The sequence below is a fragment of the Streptomyces sp. NPDC045695 genome (assembly GCF_056432025.1).
In genome coordinates this window covers 579,202-595,642 of the sequence record NZ_JBWKJU010000002.1, presented here as the reverse complement: position 1 = coordinate 595,642, position 16,441 = coordinate 579,202, and the positions used below count along the sequence as shown (strand labels likewise).

General features: G+C 71.5%; 13 protein-coding genes and 2 pseudogenes. 6 read left to right on the top strand and 9 right to left on the bottom strand.

All coding sequences use genetic code 11. The annotated features are described in order from the left end of the window. Positions 1–181: 181 nt before the first annotated feature. On the bottom strand, positions 182–922 hold the full coding sequence (locus AC07DU_RS05940; protein WP_479109778.1) for a class I SAM-dependent methyltransferase: 741 nt from the start codon (positions 920–922) through the stop codon (positions 182–184). 306 nt (positions 923–1,228) lie between these two features. Continuing rightward, positions 1,229–1,573, bottom strand: a complete 345-nt coding sequence (locus AC07DU_RS05935; protein ID WP_360893119.1) for an STAS domain-containing protein — start codon at positions 1,571–1,573, stop codon at positions 1,229–1,231. A 291-nt stretch (positions 1,574–1,864) separates the two neighbouring features. Between AC07DU_RS05935 and AC07DU_RS05930 the strand changes: the two genes are divergently transcribed. Beyond that, positions 1,865–2,272, top strand: coding sequence for an ATP-binding protein (locus AC07DU_RS05930; protein WP_479036555.1), 408 nt, complete (start codon positions 1,865–1,867; stop codon positions 2,270–2,272). Between the two features lie 43 nt (positions 2,273–2,315). On the opposite strand, the gene AC07DU_RS05925 is transcribed toward AC07DU_RS05930, so the two are convergent. After that, positions 2,316–3,680 (bottom strand): NAD(P)/FAD-dependent oxidoreductase, encoded by a 1,365-nt coding sequence (locus tag AC07DU_RS05925; RefSeq protein WP_360893113.1) that lies wholly within the window; start codon positions 3,678–3,680, stop codon positions 2,316–2,318. Positions 3,681–4,196: 516 nt separating this feature from the next. Here AC07DU_RS05925 and AC07DU_RS05920 point away from each other — a divergent pair. Further along, positions 4,197–4,454, top strand: a complete 258-nt coding sequence (locus tag AC07DU_RS05920; RefSeq protein WP_479036558.1) for a DUF5133 domain-containing protein — start codon at positions 4,197–4,199, stop codon at positions 4,452–4,454. A 64-nt stretch (positions 4,455–4,518) separates the two neighbouring features. Here AC07DU_RS05920 and AC07DU_RS05915 read toward each other — a convergent pair whose 3' ends face one another. Next, positions 4,519–5,499: a YihY/virulence factor BrkB family protein gene (locus tag AC07DU_RS05915; protein ID WP_479109776.1), complete on the bottom strand. Its 981-nt coding sequence runs from the start codon at positions 5,497–5,499 to the stop codon at positions 4,519–4,521. A 355-nt stretch (positions 5,500–5,854) separates the two neighbouring features. On the opposite strand from AC07DU_RS05915, the gene glgX reads away from it, so the two are divergent. Then, positions 5,855–8,056 (top strand): glycogen debranching protein GlgX, encoded by a 2,202-nt coding sequence (gene glgX, locus AC07DU_RS05910; RefSeq protein WP_479109774.1) that lies wholly within the window; start codon positions 5,855–5,857, stop codon positions 8,054–8,056. A gap of 103 nt (positions 8,057–8,159) precedes the next feature. Here the strand turns inward: glgX and AC07DU_RS05905 are convergent, their stop codons facing one another. After that, positions 8,160–9,407 (bottom strand): branched-chain amino acid ABC transporter substrate-binding protein, encoded by a 1,248-nt coding sequence (locus tag AC07DU_RS05905; RefSeq protein WP_479109912.1) that lies wholly within the window; start codon positions 9,405–9,407, stop codon positions 8,160–8,162. A gap of 327 nt (positions 9,408–9,734) precedes the next feature. Continuing rightward, positions 9,735–10,514, bottom strand: a pseudogene (locus AC07DU_RS05900) (serine/threonine-protein kinase); the annotation flags it as partial. 197 nt (positions 10,515–10,711) lie between these two features. Between AC07DU_RS05900 and AC07DU_RS05895 the strand changes: the two are divergent. Continuing rightward, on the top strand, positions 10,712–11,662 hold the full coding sequence (locus AC07DU_RS05895) for an RNA-binding protein (RefSeq protein WP_479109772.1): 951 nt from the start codon (positions 10,712–10,714) through the stop codon (positions 11,660–11,662). A 70-nt stretch (positions 11,663–11,732) separates the two neighbouring features. Here AC07DU_RS05895 and AC07DU_RS05890 read toward each other — a convergent pair whose 3' ends face one another. Next, positions 11,733–12,635: a LysR family transcriptional regulator gene (locus tag AC07DU_RS05890; RefSeq protein ID WP_479109770.1), complete on the bottom strand. Its 903-nt coding sequence runs from the start codon at positions 12,633–12,635 to the stop codon at positions 11,733–11,735. 194 nt (positions 12,636–12,829) lie between these two features. Here AC07DU_RS05890 and AC07DU_RS05885 point away from each other — a divergent pair, with 194 nt between their 5' ends. Both AC07DU_RS05885 and AC07DU_RS05880 read left to right on the top strand, forming a co-directional pair. Continuing rightward, positions 12,830–13,141, top strand: a complete 312-nt coding sequence (locus AC07DU_RS05885) for a DUF1330 domain-containing protein (protein ID WP_479109768.1) — start codon at positions 12,830–12,832, stop codon at positions 13,139–13,141. A 152-nt stretch (positions 13,142–13,293) separates the two neighbouring features. Further along, positions 13,294–13,935, top strand: a pseudogene (locus AC07DU_RS05880) (phosphatase PAP2 family protein); the annotation flags it as partial. A gap of 36 nt (positions 13,936–13,971) precedes the next feature. Here the strand turns inward: AC07DU_RS05880 and AC07DU_RS05875 are convergent. After that, entirely contained in the window at positions 13,972–14,667 is a 696-nt protein-coding gene (locus AC07DU_RS05875; protein ID WP_479036579.1) for a response regulator, read from the bottom strand. Continuing rightward, positions 14,664–16,163 carry a sensor histidine kinase gene (locus tag AC07DU_RS05870; RefSeq protein ID WP_479109766.1) on the bottom strand — a complete coding sequence of 500 codons (1,500 nt, stop codon included), beginning with the start codon at positions 16,161–16,163 and terminating at the stop codon, positions 14,664–14,666. Before AC07DU_RS05870 ends, AC07DU_RS05875 begins: the two co-directional genes overlap by 4 nt. Between the last annotated feature and the right edge of the window lie 278 nt (positions 16,164–16,441).

Sequence of the window (16,441 nt, the reverse complement as noted above, 5' to 3'; positions counted from 1 at the left end):
GACGATCGATTCGGTGCGGCGTGCGGCGTCCGACCCGCGCAAGCGGGAAGAGGCCCGCGGGATGCTCAGGCGCCTTCGAGGCAAGCGCTGACTTCGGTGCCCCCACTCCCCCGCGGCACCCCCGCGCCCCGTGCGCCGGCGCCGACCCCAAAGGGCCGGGCCGGCGCCGGAGATGAACCGGTCAGGCGGTGCAGCGGATCATGATCAGCGGCCGGTTCGCGGCGTAGTCCGCCCAGAACTCCTCACCGAACTTCTCCACACCCGCTTCCGAGACGTCCAGCGGCACCCACTCGATCCCGGTGAATCCGGCGGCGGACAGTGTCTGCTCGTACGTCTCCTTCGACGGCGTGGTCGCCTCGAACGAGACGGGCGGATCCAGCAGGGCCGTGATCCGCGTTCCCCGGCCGATCTCGTTGTCCTTGCCGGTGGACTCGCACAGGAAGCCGTACTTGGCCAGCGACGGGCCGCCGAAGTCGTAGTCCGGGTTCTGCACGAACAGGAAGAAGTCACCGCCTGGAACGAGGCTGCGCCGGATGTTGCGCATCATCTGCCCGATCTCGGCGACGTCGGCCGCGTAGTTGAACGCCTGCACGGCCACGGCGACGTCGAAGGGCTCGTCGAAGGTCCGCAGGGTGGCCGTGTCCGCGACCTCGTACGCGATGCCGAGCGGCTCGGCCCGCTCGCGGGCTTCGGCCGCCTCGATCATCGCACTGGAGATGTCGAACCCGAAGACCCGGGACGCACCGCGGCGCTTGAGCTCGCGACTGTAGTACCCGGTGCCGCAGGCGATGTCGAGCACGGACTTGCCGGTGACGTCGCCGACCAGGGCGAGGAAGCCCGGTACCTCGGTGTAACGAATGATGGGCAGGGTCTTGAAGCCTTCGAAGGCTTCGCCGATGCCGTCGTACAACTGACCACTCATCGTGGTGGTTTCCCCTCGATTTGTGGCGTCGGCTCTCAGAATGAGCCGCGGCCCTCGGCGGGAAGTCTCCCCCTTCGTCCAGGGGACTTCGTACTGGTGGAAGGTACGAACATGCGGGGGCGACGGCGGTGGTGACTCCAAAGAGGGTCCACCGTCACCGTTCGGCGGGGCGGGAACGGCGGCCTTGAGACCAGGGTGATGCGAATCGCCTCGGCCACCATGTCGTGGTCCTCGACGAGCAGGATGGTGATGCGCCCCCGACGGTGCGCGGCACGGTATCCGGTGAGGTCTGCTGCGTCGGAGGCATCACAGGGGCCTCGGTGGTAGAGGCGGCGCGCCGCCGGCGAACAGGTCGTCGGCGCCGGTGAGGGCGAAGAGCCGGGCCACCTGCGGGCGGGCGCCCTCCACGCGCATCTCGGTGCCGATCCTGTCCGCCGTGGCTTTGGCCTCCATCAGCACGTTGAGCCCCGCGCAGTCACAGAACCGCAGGCCCGCCAGGTCGAGTACGACACGGTCGGGCCGCCGCGCGAAACAGTCGGCTACCACGGCGCGCAACTGCCCGGCGCCGTCCAGGTCCAACGCGCCGACGAGCCGCAGACCCGCCGCGTTGGCGTCGAGTGCGGTGCTGGCCTGGAACACCGGGCCGGTCACGTTGCGTCCTCTCTCCTGCGGCAGCCCTCAGCGTGGGTACTGGACACCGTTCAAGAGTAGTGAATCTGCACTAGAAGGAAAGCCGTCTCCTGGCGGGTCGCCACGGCGTGGCCGGGTCAGCGCGAAAAACCGACGACGGCACAGGGCCCGAACCCGTGACCGATTCGAACGTGCTGGGTACCCTGCTGGGTGGGGAAACGCCAAGGGACAGGGCCCCCAGCAGTGCTACGGGGCCCCACGCAGCGTTGGAGCACCCGAGGGGTGAGGCACCCAGGGGAAGGGGTGTGGGGGATGGAGCTCCCGTCGGCCATTGCGCACGGCGTCCGTCAAGCGCAGGTGCGCGCGGACTTCGACGGCGCGCCCGGCTGCATCGCCGAGGCCCGGCAGGCCGCCGGCGCCTTCCTGCGCCACCACGCCCCGCCCGCCCACCGCGGCCTTCACGATGACGCCCTGCTCGTCGTCTCCGAACTGGTGACCAACGCCGTGCGCCACGCTCCGGGGCCCTTCGTCCTGGAACTCGGCCTGGTGTCCGGCGGGATCGAGATCACCGTGCGGGACACGAGCCCGCTCCCCCCGCGCTCCCGGACCCCCGACCAGACCGGCGGACGCGGGTGGACCATCGTCCGTACCCTCGCCCGCCGGGTGCGCGTCGTCCCCCGCCACGACGGCAAGAGCGTCCACGTGGAGCTGGCCTGGTAGTTCCCCGGCCCGCGGGAGGGCGCCGCCGACCGTCCCGACGTCCTCAGCCGCGGGCGCGCAGCGCCGCCGTGTGCGCCCTGACCTGATCGGCGGTCAGGTAGGCGTCGGTGTACTCGAACTCGCGCAGCGTCGGCGGCTTCGAGGAGCGGTACCCGATGCGTACGAAGTCGTCGCCGGCCGCCGCGTTCAGCAGCCAGTTGGTCAGGACGCGCGTCTTGGCGACGTTGGTGCGCAGGGCCGACCAGTGGTAGCCGCGGGCCACCGCCTGGGCGGGGAGCCCGCGCAGCGGGATGCCCAGCGGCTTGGACACCGCGTCGGCGCCCCCGAGGTCGACGACCAGCCCCAGGTCCTTGTGCACGTACGGGCGAAGGGGCTGGTGGCGCAGTGTCGCGATCAGGTTGTCCGCGACGGCGCGCCCCTGACGCAGGGCGTGCTGCGCCGTCGGCGGGCAGATCGCGTCCTTGTCCTGTGCGGCGAGGTCGGGCACGGCCGCCGCGTCTCCCAGCGCGAACACTCCGGCCGCACCGGGCACGGTCATCTCCGGGGTCACCACGAGCCGGCCACGGACGGTTTCCGCGTCGAGCGTGCCGATCAGCGGGCTGGCGGCGACTCCGGCCGTCCAGATCAGGGTCCTGCTGGGCAGCACCCGGCCGTCGGTCAGCTTCACCTCCGTGGGCCCGGCCTCGGCGACGCTGACGCCGAGGGAGACCTGGATGCCGCGGCGGCGGATGACGTCCAGGGCCACCTGGCCGAGGGTGTCGCCCAGTTCGGGCATCAGCTTCGGCGCGAGGTCGAGGAGGTGCCAGCTGATCTGGCCGGGGTCCAGCCGGGGGTAGCGCGTGACGGCGTGGTGCGTGAGCCGCTGGAGGCAGGCGGCCGTCTCCGTGCCGGCGTACCCGCCGCCGACCACGACGAAGCAGAGCCGGGCGGCCCGCTCCGCCTCGTCCTCGCTCGCGTCGGCCAGGTCGAGCTGTGCGATGACGTGGTCGCGCAGGTAGGTGGCTTCGGCGAGTGTCTTCATGCCGCGGGCGTGCTCGGTGAGTCCGGGGATGTCGAAGGTGCGGGTGATGCTGCCGGGAGCCAGCACCAGGTAGTCGTACGCGTGTTCCGTCAGCTCGCCGGTGATCTTCCGTACGATGCAGATCTTCGCCTCGGTGTCGACGCCGACGGCGCCGCCGGGGATGATCCGGGTGCGGTAGCGGCTGCTGCGACGCAAGGAGACGGCGATCGACTGCGGGGTGAGCACGCCGGAGGCGACTTGGGGCAGCAACGGCAGATACAGCTGGTAGGAGTTCGGCGTGACCAGGCTGATGTCCGCCTCCGCGGGCGACAGCCTGCGCTCCAGCCGACGGGTGCATTCGACCCCGGCGAATCCGGCTCCCACTACGAGAATCCTCGGTCGTGCCACGGTGTCCGTCCTTCCTCGCGCCTGCCAGGTCCCTCCGCGCCTGCCCCCCCGGCGCCGATCTGCACGGGCAAGCGCGGGGAAACCCGCGACGGGACCGCAGAAGGAACGTTTCCGGCGTCCGCTGCCCGAGGGCCCCGCCCGTTCCGCGCGTTTCGGCGGCGTCCCGGCGGACATGCGCGAAGGGCTCGAAGAAGTCGAAGAAGTCCACGACGGACCGATCGCGAGGAGACCAACCGCCATGGCGACCATGATCCTGCTGATCGCACCGATGCTGCTGGCCCTGCTGCTGGTGACCCGCCGCGACGACCACCGCCCGCGTCACCGGGCCGGCCGCGGCTGACACGACCGCTTCACCTGACGTGACGCCCCGGGCGGCAGGCGAGCACGGCTGGTTTCCACCGGCCGACGCGCTTGCCGTACCGGCGGCGGCGCATGGGATCCGCGGCCCGGGGCAGACGACGCGTCGGTGGCGTCCCGGCCCCCCTGTGAAGACGTCGTTCGTGAAGGAGCGAGATCGTGCTGATGGCTCACCCCGCGGTGCTGGCGCGTCTGGTGGAGGAATACGAAGCAGTGGCGCAGCCGCACACCGCGGACCGGTGCGAACCGGCGCGGCAGCGGATGGAGGACGTGGTGTACACCCTGTGCGTGTCGACCGGCACACGGGACATCGAGTCCGCGCTGGCAGCGGCCCGCGAACGGCTGCGCACCGCCTGGCTCGCCGACGGCGAGGCGGCCGCGCGGGATTGCCGCATAGTGAGCGAAGCGTCGCGCTAGGGGGCGTCTGGTGCAGGCAGTGCAGGCAACCGCGAGGACGGCGCCGACGCTCGCGCGCCCCGTTTCAGACCCCCGGATCCTCCGTGGCCGGTCGCCTCACCCCGGCCCGAGCGGCCTCCAGCTGGGCGGCGAAGGCCAGCCCCAGGAACAGGACCATCGAGGTCAGGTAGGACCACAGCAGCAGCGACACGAACGCGCTGAGGGGCCCGTACACGGCGGCGAAGGAGCCACTGGCCCCGACGTACAGGCTCAGTCCCCACGTCGCCAGCAGCCACAACACGAGGTACACGGTCGCACCGAAGGCCAGCCAGGTGTACCCCGGCTGGGTGCGGCGGGGCGAGAGCCGGAAGATGGCGCTGGTGGCGAGGATGGCCAGCAGCACTCCCAAGGGCCAGCGCAGCAGGTCCCACGCCCGCACGGTACCCGGGCCGAGGTGGTAGACCTCCGCCACGGCGCGGCTCAGGTGGGCACCGAGGACGGTGACCGCGAAGCTGAGCCCGAGGGGCAGGCCGGCCAGTACCGACATGACCAGCCCGCGGGTGTACTTGTACAGGAACGGCCGGTCGCGCTCGATCCCGTAGATGCGGTTGGCGCCCCGCTCCACCTGGCACAGGGCCGTGGTCACGTTGACGACGGAGAACATCAGGCCGAGCCAGAGGGCGGCCTGGCCGCCGTCCCCGGGCTGGTGCCGACTCTGCGCCAGCGCGTCGTCCACCACCTTCTGGCTCGGCCCGCTGGCGAGTCGGCGGATCGTCAGTTCGGCGATCCGGCCTATGTCCTCGGTGTGCAGGGCGCTGGACAGCCCGATGACGGCGATGGCCAGCGGGACGATCGACAGCACCGTCTGCAGGGCCAGCGCGCGGGAGTGGCTGAAGCCGTCCGCGTACCGGAACCGGATGAAGGAGTCCCGTACGAGGCTCCAGCGCCCATAGCGTCGCAACGCGGCCAAGGCCTCCTCGGCGGACAGCTCCTCGCCCTCCACCTCCAGTCCGCCTGCCACCGCCCTCACGTCCTCGTGCTGCGGCACCCGCGTCGCGGTTCCCATGACCGTCCCCCCTGTCGAAGTCGAGTGGCGGCAGCCGGCTCAGCCGCCGACGGTGCCGCCACGTCTCATGGCGGCCGTGTAACCCGCCGCGGCGCACTCATGCGTGTCGGGCTCATGCGCGCTGGGCTCATGCATGTCGGACTCGTGCGCGCTGGGCTCATGCATGTCGGACTCGTGCATGTCGGACTGGTGCGTGTCGGGCCGCGTGAGCCCTCCCCCGCCCGGAGCGCCCGGCCGTGGCCGCCGCCGACGGCGAGGGGGCGGTGGTGTCCCGTGGACCGGGCCGGGCGGCGCGGCGACACCCTGGCCGACGGACCAGCGGGCCCGGCGGCCCCGCCGACAGTAGCGTGACCGTATGCGCACATGGACGGGCAAACCGTATCCCCTGGGAGCGACGTACGACGGCTCCGGAACCAATTTCGCTCTGTTCTCCGAGGTCGCGACGGGCGTGGACCTGGTTCTGCTCGACGACGCGGGGCACGAGACCCGCGTGCCGATGACCGAGATCGACCGGTCCGCCTGGCACATCTACCTGCCGGACGTGGGGGCCGGCCAGCGGTACGGCTACCGCGTGAGCGGCCCGTTCGACCCGGCCGCCGGACACCGCTGCAATCCGGCCAAGCTCCTGCTGGACCCGTACGCGACGGCGATCGACGGCCGGTTGGACCACCACGAGTCGCTCTACGGCCACCACTTCGCGGACGGCGCGGAACCCAACACCCTGGACAGCGCCGGCCACACCATGCTGTCGGTCGTCACCGACCGCAGCTTCGACTGGGGCGACGACAAGCCGCCCGGCTACACGTACTCCGAGAGCGTCATCTACGAGGGCCACGTACGCGGACTCACGCGCACCCACCCCGCCCTGCCGGAGGAACTGCGCGGCACCTACGCGGGCATCGCCCACCCCGCCATCCTGGAGCACCTCACGGGCCTCGGGGTGACCGCGCTGGAACTGATGCCCGTGCACCAGTTCGTCCAGGACGGTCACCTGGCGGAGAAGGGCCTGTCGAACTACTGGGGCTACAACACCATCGGGTTCTTCGCCCCGCACAACGCCTACGCGGCCACCGGCGGCGGCGGAGCGCAGGTCACCGAGTTCAAGCAGATGGTGAAGGCGCTGCACGCGGCGGGCATCGAGGTGATCCTCGACGTGGTCTACAACCACACCGCCGAGGGGAACGACAAGGGACCCGTCCTGGCCTTCAAGGGGATCGACAACGCCGCCTACTACCGCCTGGTCGACGAGGACCGCTCCCGGTACTACGACACCACGGGCACCGGCAACAGCCTGCTGATGCGCCACCCGAACGTGCTGCAGCTCATCATGGACTCCCTGCGCTACTGGGTGCAGGAGATGCACGTCGACGGCTTCCGGTTCGACCTCGCCGCCACGCTCGCCCGCCAGTTCCACGAGGTCGACCGTCTCTCCGCCTTCTTCGACGTCATCCAGCAGGACCCGGTGATCAGCCGTGTCAAGCTCATCGCCGAACCGTGGGACCTCGGCGAAGGCGGCTACCAGGTCGGCAACTTCCCGCCCCTGTGGTCGGAGTGGAACGGCCGCTACCGCGACGCCGTACGGGACTACTGGCGCGGCGCCGACGGCACCCTCGGCGAGTTCGCCTCCCGCATCACCGGATCCGCCGACCTGTACGAACACGACCGGCGCCGTCCCCTCGCCAGCGTCAACTTCGTCACGGCCCACGACGGGTTCACCCTGCGCGACCTGGTGTCGTACGACCGCAAGCACAACGAGGAGAACGGCGAGGACGGCCGGGACGGGGAGGACCACAACCGCTCCTGGAACTGCGGAGTGGAGGGCGAGACGGACGCCCCGGGCATTCTGGCGCTGCGGGAAAGGCAGCAGCGCAACCTGATGACCACGCTGATCCTCTCCCAGGGCATCCCGATGATCAGCCACGGGGACGAGCTGGGCCGTACCCAGGGCGGCAACAACAACGCGTACTGCCAGGACAACCCGACCACGTGGATCGACTGGGACCTCGACGAACCCGGTTGTCGACTCCTGGACTTCACCTCCGGCCTCATCCGGCTCCGCCGCGCGCACCCGGTGCTGCGGCGTCGGCGCTTCTTCTCCGGGCGGGCCGCCGGACCCGCCGGGCGGCTGCCCGCGGACGTCGAATGGCTGCGCCCCGATGCCAGGCCCATGCAGGACGAGGACTGGACGTGGCCACAGGCCGGCGCGCTGACCGTGTTCCTCAACGGCGAGGCGATCACCGAGCCGGACCGCTACGGCAACCGGGTCACCGACGATTCGTTCCTGCTGATGTTCAACGGCTCGGACACGGCCGTCGACTTCCGCCTCCCGGGCGACCGGTTCGCCGTCCGCTGGACGCTGCTGGTCGACACCGCGAGCACGGACGCGCCGGACGAGCGGGAGCTGAAGGCGGACAGCAGGCTGCGGCTGGAGTCGTACAGCACCGTGGTCCTGCGCAGCGCGCGGGAGGGTGCGGGGCCGGAGGCGGCCGACGTCGCACGGTCTGACTCCGGGCCGGGGTCCGGGTCGGGGTCCGGGTCCGGGTCCGGGGGCGCGTAGCGGGTGCCGGGCGTGTGTCCTCGTCGCGCGGGCACACGCCCCGCCCCGCCCCCCTCCCCCCGGACGGCCTCGCACCGGGCGGGTGCGGTCCTTCGGCGACGGATCAGGGGGTGCTGGGGTTCCTGGGATTGCCGGGGCCGCTCTTCACGGTCGTCCAGCTGCCCCGCTTCACCGCGTACACCGTCAGTTGGCGGTTGACCGTGTCGCCGTACTCGTCGAAGGCCACGCGACCCGTGACGCCGTCGAACGCCAGCCCGGACACGGCCTGCGGCATCTTCGCCCGGGCGTCCGGAGGGAGGGTTCCGCCGTTGGCCTCCACGACGGCCTTCACCGCCTCGATGAGGGCCCAGGTCGCGTCGTAGGCGTAGGGGCCGTACGAACCGGCCGCCTCGGGGTACCCCGCCTGCCGGTACTGCGTGAGGAATTCCTCTCCCTTCGCCAGGCCCTCGGCGGGAACACCGATGCCGGTGGCGAGGTCGCCCTCCGCCTTCGGGTTCGTCGTGATGAACTGCTGGTCGAAGACGCCGTCGCCACCCATCAGGGGGATGGTCACGCCCGCCTGCTTGAGCTGCTGGGAGAGCGGCCCGGCGGTGGTGTAGTAGCCGCCGAAGTACACGGCGTCGGCGCCGGAGGCCCGGATCTGGGAGGCCAGGTAGGAGAAGTCCTCCTGCGCGGGATCCACCTGATCCGTGCCCACGACGGTCCCGCCGAGCTTCGTGAACTCGGCCCGGAATCCGGCGGTCAGGCTGGCACCGTAGGCACTGCTGTCGTCGATGACGTAGGCCTTGCTCTTCCTGGCCTGGTCATGGAGGTACCGGGCGGCGAACGGCCCTTGGTCGACGTCCGTGGCGACGGTGCGGAAGTAGCTCTTGTACGGGCGGGACGTGAAGCCCTCGGCCCAGCGGGGACCCAGTGTCAGCGCGGGGTTGGTGTTGGCCGGTGACACGTTGACCAGGTCGGCCTGTCCGAGCGGTTCGGCCATGCTCTGGGCGACTGCGGAGTTGAGCGGCCCGACGACGCCCAACACCGTGCCGTCCGCGACGAACCGGGTGGCGTTCGAACGGCCCTTGGCGGGGATGGCCTCGTCGTCCATGGCTTTGATCTCGAAGTTCACGCCGGGCACGTGCCGGGTCCGGTTGGAGGTCCTGACCGCCAGGTCGGCGGAGTTCTTGATGCCGACGCCCAGGGCCGACAGGTCGCCGCTGAGCGGTGCGTCCACCCCGATGACCACGGTGACGGGGGAAGCTCCGGAACCGCGGCCGGACGCGCCGCCGCCGGACGCGCCGCCGCCGACCGAGGTGTCACGGGTCAGCGTCCAGGTGAGGACGGAGCCGGCTACGAGCGTGGCCATGGCCACTCCCAGCACGGCTGAGCGCCGCGTGAAGGCGCGCCGCCGGGCGGACGCCCCCTCGGCCCGCCCCTTGTCGTCCGTCTGGCCGAGCGAGATCACGTCTTCGGCCGTGGGAGTGGGTGCGGGCGTGGGCAGGGGTGGCGTGGACGGCAGTTCCGCTTCCCGCTCGGTCGGCGCCGGGACGTGTTCCGTCGGCGCCTGCGGGTCGGGGGTCGGCCCGGGGACGGTTGCCGGTCCGGGCTCGCGCGGGTCGGTCTGCGCGGCCGTGTCCGTCCGGGACCGGGAGGCCCGCAGCGCCGACGCCAGCAATTCGGCGGCCTCGGCGGCGCCGACTCGTCGCAGCGGGTCCTTGGTGAGGAGCGCGTCCAAAGCCGGGGCCAGCGGGCCGGCGTGGGCCGGCGGCCGGTGGGGGCGGGTGAAGACGGCCACGGCCAGGGCGTGGAGCCCGTCGGCTTCGAACGGCGGGTGCCCCTCGACGGCGTGGTACAGGGTGGCGCCGAGCGCCCACAGGTCGTTGGCGGGAGTGGGGCGCTTGCCCTCCAACTGCTCCGGGGGCATGTACTGCGGGGTGCCGATGACGGTCCCGCTGTGGCTGAGCTTGGTCGTGGCGTCGGCCAGGTGGGCGATGCCGAAGTCGGTGAGGACGACGCGGTCCTTGGTCAGGAGCACGTTGTCCGGCTTGATGTCGCGGTGGACGATCCCCGCGTCATGCGCTTCGGCGAGCGCGTCGAGCAGGGCGGCCCCCATCTCCGCCACCCGCTGCACGGACAACCGGCCCTGCTGGCGAATGGCCGCGGCGAGGGACTGCCCCCGGATGAACTCCATGACGATGACGGGCGCACCGCGGTGCTCCACGACGTCGTGGATGGTGATGATCCCGGGATGGCTGAGAGTGACCGCCGCGCGGGCTTCGCCGGTGAAGCGTCTGAGCAGCGTCGCGCGGTCGCCGTCGTCCAGCCCCGCCGGGAAGAGGATCTCCTTGATGGCGACCTCGCGCCCGAAAAGCTGCTGGTCGACGCCCCGCCAGACCCGGCCCATACCGCCCTGGCCGATGCGTTCGACCCGTCGGTACCGGCCGGCGATGAGTTCGGAGTTCTGCTCGGTCACGCGCACACTCTAGGCCCGGATGGGCCGGTCAGGTGACGGAACCATGGCCGGATCCCGTACCCCGCCCCGGAACGCGTACAGACCGGCGCAACAGACGGCCGCGGCGGACCCCGCAGGGAAGCTTGTGGATCCCCGTAATCAAGCCCATCGGGGCCGGGAACTACGCTGGCCCTCCTTCTGACCGTCCGGGGAGCAGCATGCCGCCGTCCTACGTTCACCGCATCACCAAGTACGACCCCGCCGACCGTGACGAGCGCGGCTGCTACACCGGCGCCGAGGACACGGTCAGCGACCACGGGCCGGTCGAGGCGGCATACCTGGCGGCGATCGCCGCCTTCGCGGAGGCCTCGGACATCGATCGGCTGGAGATACGCGAGCCTGCGGTCACCGGCTTCGTCCACTTCGGCGTGGAGCCGGCCGTCGAGGGGCACGGCCTCGGCGGGCTCTTCCCGCCAGACCTCACCGGCTACCACGACGGGGCCGAAGTCTCCCTTCCGCTCGCCCTGGAACTGGTCCGGGCCATGCTCCGTGACCAGGGCGCCTGGTGTCGGCTGGAGGCGGGGGATGAGTTCACCGTGCACGTCGGGTGGGACCAGTACGTGTACGTGGGCAGCAACCGGCTCTGCGAGCAAGCCGTGGCCCGTACGCGCGAACTCGGCCTCTTCCCGGAACCGCTGTCGGCCTCGCCCTACGCGGCTGAGTTCGACGAGGCGGAAGTGACGGAGCCGGCCGACGAGGACTTCTGGGCGCGCGTGCGCACCGCGCTTGCCTCACGGCAGACGTTGCTCCTCGAGGAGACCTACGTGGGCAACGCCGCACGCTGGCACCGCCTCGCTCTGGAGAACCTCGACACAGTGCGCGCCGGTCTCGGCCCGCGCGCTCTGCTGACCGTCTGGCCCGACCTGACCCCGGACGTCGGCGCGGTGCTGGCCGCGCTGCCCGAGGAGGGATCCGTGGAGTTCGTCTGGGAGGCGCAGGACGGGACGATCAGCCACGCGATCGTCGACGACACGGAGTACGAGGAGTTCACCGCCCTGGTGGCCGACGCGCGCGCGGCCTGCGCCCTGTCGCTCTACCTAGACGAACGCCACCCGCTCCTCCGCGCCGCCCTGCCGGACAGCGACGGAGTGCTGCGCGCCCGCTGGTGACCCCTCTCGGGATGGGCGTGGTCCTTGGCCTCGCCACCCCAGGCTTCCGTCTCGCTTGACCTCTTGCGCTTCAGTCCGGCAGCCAGTGCAGCTCGTGCGCCAGGGTTTTGGCGACGGCACGGATGCGGCGGTGTAGGGGCGACTGCTCGTGTGGGAGGACCAGGTGGATCGTCAGGATGGGCGCGCCCCGCAGCGGTCGCCAGGTGAGACCGGCCGGTTGTGCCGTGACCGCGGCTTCTCCGGCCGGGGCGAGGGTGATCCCGTCGCGCAGGTCGCGTTGAGACATGTCGAAAGAGACTGCGGGCGTGTGGAATCGGGGGTGTGGTCGGGTGTCCCGGAACAGCGCGGACAGCTGATCGTGGATCACGGGGTTGGCCGCACGGCCCGGGAGTCGCAGCGGATACGCGGCCGCGTCGGCGATCTCGATCTCCGGGTGTTCTGCCAGCGGATGGTGCTGCGCCAGCTGCACCCCGATGCGCGCGCGCCGCAGCAGGAACCGGCGCACGCCACGGCCCGGCTGTTCTCCGCGGGTGATCCCGGCATCGATGCGGCCGTCGGCGACCCCGGGGGTGATCTCCGGTGTCGCCATCGGGACCGCGCGGACCTCGAGTCCGGGACTGCTGCGCGTCAGCCTGTCCACCAGGGCCGGTGCCGTCTCGGCCCCGGCGCTGAGGCTGTATCCGATGCGCAGCGTCCCCAGTTCACCGGCCGCCGCGCTCCGGGCGGTGTCCCATGCCCGGTCCAGCGCCGCCAGCGCGGGCGGCGCGGACTCCGCCAAAGCCGCACCGGCCGTGGTCAATTCGACGCTACGCGTGTTGCGGAGCAGCAGGGCCGTACCGAGTTCCGACTCCAATCGGCGCATCCGGGCGCTGAGTGCGGGCTGCGCGATACCGATCCGTGCGGCCGCGCGGGTGAAATTCAACTCCTGTGCCAGCACCAGGAAGTACCGCAGGCTCACCGTATCCGGCGCCACGTGCCCTCCCTGCCGATTGATAGCGATCCGTTCTGAGCCTATCCCGCACCGGTCTTTCCCTCGACCCCACATCAAGTCCTAACCTGCGCATATGACGGTTCAACTGACCTCAGTACCCGTCGTCGCCGCCGGGATCGATCGATCTGAGTGTCAATTCGAAGTCGGACGTGTCCGGCCGAACACAGGAGGTTTCCATGGCTAAGGGCTACTGGGTCAGTGTCTACCCCGCCATTTCCGACTCCGAGGAGCTGGCTGCATACGACAAGCTGGCCCGTCCGGCTGTCCAGGCCGGGGGCGGGCGCCTCCTGTCCCGCGGCCGTCGAGTCGTCGCCCACGAGGCCGGAATCTCACAACGCGTCGTTCTGATCGAGTTCGACAGCTTCGAACAGGCCGTCGCGGCATACGAGAGCGAGGCGTACCAGAAGGCACTGGTGGCCCTCCCCGACGGCGCCGAGCGCGACTTCCGCATCACCGAAGGCATCGACGAGTGGCGGGCTCAGCCCTGACGCACGGTGGTCACGGCTTCGTGACCACCTCTGGATCTCCGGGGCTCGTCCCGTCTCTTCAGCCTGTACCGGTCAACCCTGACGATCGTCGGGGTACGGGGCTTACCTTCGGTCAGAGCACGCGGTCCTGCGGAGTTCCTACCGTCGGCGGCATGGAATCGATCAAGCGGTACGGGTGGGGTCGGCGACTGCTGATGGCTGTCGCGTCGGCCGGGGCGGGGGCAGTGGCCGTGGTGTGGCTGGCACCCGAGGGCACACTGGGCACGAACGAACCGGTGCACGTCACGGCGGGCCTCTCAGCGAGGGCCTACCGAGCGCTGACCGGGAGCGTGGCGGACGGGCCGGCGTGGGCCGAGACCGCCCTGGAAGCGGCGAGCGAGGGCACGTTGCTGTTCCTGGGTCTGCTCATGGCCTGGGTCGGCTGGAGCGCCCTTCGCCACCGTGACGCGCCGGGCGTGGCCCGGGTAGCAGTGGCCGCCGCCGGGACCGTCGTCGCCTACGGACTCAGTGAGGCGATCAAACTCCTCGTCGACGAGGAACGTCCGTGCCGAGCCCTGCGAGGGGTCGCGGCCCTCGCATCGTGTCCCGAGCCGGGCGACTGGTCGTTCACCAGCAACCACGCCACCCTGGCCGCGGCGTTGGCAGTTGGTGCGATCTTGGTACGTCCCCGGCTCGCGACCCTGGTGCTGCCGGTGGCCGGGGCGGCCGCCCTGTTGCGGGTGCTGGTCGGGGTGCACTATCCGCACGACGTCCTGGCGGGCGCGGCGGTCGGCGCGACGGCCGTAGTGACCGTGTGGCTCCTCGTACTACCGATTGCCGTACGGGCGGTGTCAGCTTTCCTCGTACGTCAGCCGGTCAGGCGGCACCGGGACCACGCCGGCCTCGTGCGCGACCACGGCCGCCGCAGCCCGGTTGTCGACCCCGAGGCGCGCGAGGATCGAGCTGACGTGGGCCTTCACCGTCCCCTCCGCCAGGCGCAGGCGGCGCGCGATCTGCCCGTTGGAGAACCCGCTGCCGAGGAAGCCGAGCACGTCCCGCTCCCGGGCCGTGAGCGCCTCGACGCGGGCGCGGGCCGCGGAGCGGCGGCCGGCCTGGGCGCCCGCACCGCCAGCGGCGAGATGCGCGACGACCCGTGCCGCGACCTTCGGTGAGAGGTAGGCGGCGCCGTCGGCGACCGCCCGGATTCCGGCGATCAGCTCCTCCGGCTCGCCGGACTTGATCAGGAAGCCGGCGGCACCTTCGCTCAGGGCGCGCAGGATGTACTCGTCCTCGCCAAAGGTCGTCAGCATCACAATTCCCGTTTCAGGGACGGTCCTTCGTATTGCGGCGACGGCTTCCATACCGCCGGTCCCCGGCATCCGGATGTCGAGGACGGCCACCTGCGGGCGGTGGCGCTGGACCAGCTCCACCGCCTGGTGGCCATCGGCTGCCTCGGCGATGACGGTGATGCCGGGGTCGGTGGCAAGGACCGCGCGGACGCCTGCCCGGATCATGGGCTCGTCGTCGGCGATCAGGATCCGGATCATCGGACGGCCTTCCCGGTGTAGGCGTCGGTGGAGACCAGGCGGCCAGCCCGGAAGCAGAGACGGTAGATATCCCCCGAGTGGTCGTCGAAGGGGTCGCTGGCCTGTACGTAGAACTCGCAGGCCGCATCGCGTGGGGCGGGCGCGGGTGCTGCGGGGCGGCGGGTCGTCTGGCGTTCGGGCAGGTACGGCGCCACGTCCGGGCGTGGCTGGCCGATGTGCAGGAGGGCGTAGTCCTGGGGGGTGAGTACCGACCGCCGTGCCGTCACGGTGTCCCAGGCCCGCACCCCGCCGATGAGCAGCGTGGAGGTGCACAGCGGCACCAGGACGGCCGCGGCGGCGGTACGGCCCAGTCGGCGACGGGCGCTGCGGTGCTCAGGAGGCAGTACGTCACCTGGATCACCGGGCTCGGCGCGGCGCGGTGGGGGCACGGCCGCCGGACGGTGCGGGAGCCTGGCCCGGACGGCGAACCCGCCGTCCTCGGGGCCCGATGTGAAGGTGCCACCGGCCCGTCGGACGCGTTCATCCAGGCCGATGAGCCCGAAGCGGTGGCCCTCGCCGGGTGCGGAGGCCCGGGACCCGGGTGCAGGACGGGCGGCGTGGTCGTCGTCGGCCGCGGACACGGTGGACACCGGCTCGTTCGTCACACTGACCTCGGTCCGTCCTTCCACGTGTCGGACGACGACGGTCGCCCGGTGCCCCGGCGCGTGCTTGGCAACGTTCGTCAGCGCCTCCTGGACGACGCGCTGCACGGCCCGCTCGACGACCAGCAGGGCGTCAACGGCCGGCGCCTCGCCTTCTACGCACAGCCGGACGTCAAGCCCCGCCGCGGCCGCCCGGTCCACCAGGCGTTCGAGTTCGGGGAGCCCAGCGCCGGGCTCGGACCCCGGAGCCAGATCCGACGGCTCCCGCAGGACACCGATCACCTCGCCGAGCCGGTCCACGGCGGCTCCCGCCCTGGCGCGGATGTCCCGGGCGGTGGCCCGGTGGTCCTCGGACAGGCCAGGGGCCAGCTTCAGTGCCCCCGCGGACAGGGCGATGAGGCTGAGGTCGTGGCCGAGGAGGTCATGCATGTCCTGTGCGATCCGGGTCCGCTCGCGCAACCGGGCCTGTTCGGCAACCAGATGCTGTTCCCGCTCCAGCCGCGCGGCCCGCTCCCACCCGGCCCGCACCAGTTCGCGGTACTGGCGCAGGAAACGGCCCGCGAACCACGGCAGCATCGCCGCCACGAGTAACAACCCCAGGAACTGGCTCGCCCAGCCCAGCCACGCCGGCACCAGGAGCACAGCCACGACGGCGGCCGCGAGCACTCCGACCAAGGCCGCGCCCGTGCTCCGGTTCCGCCCCGGCTGCAAGCCCGCGAGGAAGGCGCAGACCGCCGCCGGTATGCCCCACCAGAGGGTGGCGACACCTGTGCCAACGGCTGCCACCGCCCCCATGAAGAGGCCTGCGGACAGTACCGGTGCCGGCAACCGGGCCTTGGTGATCACTGTTCTCACGAACGCGACCCTACGGAACTCCGCGCCCTCGCGGCACTAACGAAAGTCCACTATCGCAGGCCCGGAATCTCATGCCCCCCCTTGCCGAACAGGCCGGATCAAGGACTGCTTGACAACCGTGATGGGGAATCAGTCACAACGACGCCCCGCCCCGGGCCTTCGGCGGCGGGGGGGGGGGGGGGGGGGTGGGGGGGGGGGGGGTGGGAGGGGGGGGGGGGGGGGGGGGGGGGGGAGGGGGGGGGGGGGGGAGAAGGGGGGGGGGGGGGGGCTGTGTGCTT

Coding starts and splice junctions, on each gene's coding strand:
- AC07DU_RS05940 (WP_479109778.1), bottom strand. CDS start 922: ATGAGTGGTCAGTTGTACGACGGCATCGGCGAAGCCTTCGAAGGCTTC.
- AC07DU_RS05930 (WP_479036555.1), top strand. CDS start 1,865: ATGGAGCTCCCGTCGGCCATTGCGCACGGCGTCCGTCAAGCGCAGGTG.
- AC07DU_RS05915 (WP_479109776.1), bottom strand. CDS start 5,499: ATGGGAACCGCGACGCGGGTGCCGCAGCACGAGGACGTGAGGGCGGTG.
- glgX (WP_479109774.1), top strand. CDS start 5,855: ATGCGCACATGGACGGGCAAACCGTATCCCCTGGGAGCGACGTACGAC.
- AC07DU_RS05905 (WP_479109912.1), bottom strand. CDS start 9,407: ATGGCCACGCTCGTAGCCGGCTCCGTCCTCACCTGGACGCTGACCCGT.
- AC07DU_RS05895 (WP_479109772.1), top strand. CDS start 10,712: ATGCCGCCGTCCTACGTTCACCGCATCACCAAGTACGACCCCGCCGAC.
- AC07DU_RS05885 (WP_479109768.1), top strand. CDS start 12,830: ATGGCTAAGGGCTACTGGGTCAGTGTCTACCCCGCCATTTCCGACTCC.
- AC07DU_RS05875 (WP_479036579.1), bottom strand. CDS start 14,667: ATGATCCGGATCCTGATCGCCGACGACGAGCCCATGATCCGGGCAGGC.